The sequence below is a fragment of the Aequorivita vitellina genome (assembly GCF_022008365.1).
GTDB lineage: Bacteria > Bacteroidota > Bacteroidia > Flavobacteriales > Flavobacteriaceae > Aequorivita > Aequorivita vitellina.
On record NZ_JAIRBA010000074.1, the window covers coordinates 1 to 1,724 of the forward strand.

Genomic DNA, 1,724 nt, shown 5'->3' on the forward strand with positions numbered 1-1,724 from the left:
GGCCACCTTCCCCTGAATTAACCTTCTTTCTTTTAAATTAAAATATTTAGAAGGGGAAGGAGCGTGTGGTGATGGGGTGAGAATGACGTAGGACGCTTTAGATTTGAGATGTGAGATGTGAGATTTGAGACGGGACTCAGGAAACAGGATTCATGAAAAGACATGACACGAAGACGAACTCGCTCCCCATTGGAGTTGGGGGACACAAGAAACATCTGTTTTACTATTTAAAATATTGCAGAAGACACAGCGCAAAACCTATTTACACCGCATGAAAGCCTAATGCACAAGCTACTACGTACACATTTACGTAGTAACACCTATGTTATATCAATTTAATTGACGTTAAATTGCTAACTGAAACTAAACTGTATTAACCATTAAAGATTAGTGCTTAATATAAACTATCCAAAGCCAAACAAAACAATTATGAAGAAAATTACCTTTTTATTATTATTCGTATTAATATGCTGTATAGGTTCCTTACAAGCACAGGAATCAACATCCTTTATGGATGCAGATTTATCTACTTTAGCAAATAACCACAGTGAGGCACCTTTAAATAGGCAAAGCGAAATAGTTGCTGTGCATACCAGCCTGGTTACATCAACTTTTACTTCTAGAGCTGCGTTTCAAGCAGCTTGCGCTGGATTACCCTTGGAAGATTTTACAGGGGGGCCACTTCCAGGAGCAATAATTGGCTGTACCGAGATTAGTAATGCAGGTAGTACCTGCTACCCTCCAGGGGAAATAATTTCTGGTTTTGTTGTTACTTCATCTTTTGGAAATGTCGTAGCATTGGGAACAGGAGCAGTCGGAAATACAAGTGATGCAGTTGGAGCCGATCAATTCTCTTCATTTACTATAATTACATTTACAGACCCTACTGTAACTTCCGCTGGTATGGATATTATGGGTTTTTCAGGCAGTACAGTCTTCCGTGTATATGATTCTGTAGGACTTTTAACTGACACATTTACATTGGTAAACCCTTCCAATACCGAAAACTTTTTTGGTGTGATTAGCGATATACCTATTGGAAGAATAGAACTCGAGGGCACTGGCGCTGTTGGTGAATTATTTGAAAATTTTGAATTTGGTAGCTGTGTTACTAATACACCACCAACAGCCGTGTGCCAAAACATAACAGTGCAGTTAGACGGTTCTGGAAATGTAACGATTGTTCCCGCACAAGTGGATGGAGGCAGTAGTGATGCAGAAGGACCTGTAACCTTATCTATAGATATTAATACATTTGATTGCACCAACATAGGAGCAAATACAGTTACACTTACAGTTACCGATAGCGATGGCGTTACAGATACGTGTACTGCTATAGTTACTGTAGCGGACGATATAGATCCAGTTATAACTTGTAAGGCTGATGGAACGCGCGACACAAATCCAGGGGTTTGTGAGTACACTGTTGCAGGTACCGAGTTTGACGCAACATTTACAGATAATTGTACTGGCGGAACAATTATTAACAATTACAACGGAACAGCCACCCTTGATGGGGAAGTACTTCCCAAAGGAGTTACTACAGTTATGTGGACCGCAGATGATGGCAACGGCCAAACGGCTACTTGTACTACTGTAATAACAGTTGAAGACAATGAAGACCCTGTAATTACGTGCCCAGGAGATATTACAGTAAATAACGATCCTGGTATTTGTGGCGCTGCAGTAACATGGACTGCTCCAGTGGGAGTAGATAATTGTTC

General features: G+C 40.4%; 1 pseudogene. It reads left to right on the top strand.

Annotated features, from left to right (window positions below):
* Positions 1-429: 429 nt before the first annotated feature.
* Positions 430-1,724, top strand: a pseudogene (locus K8089_RS15970) (hypothetical protein); the annotation flags it as partial.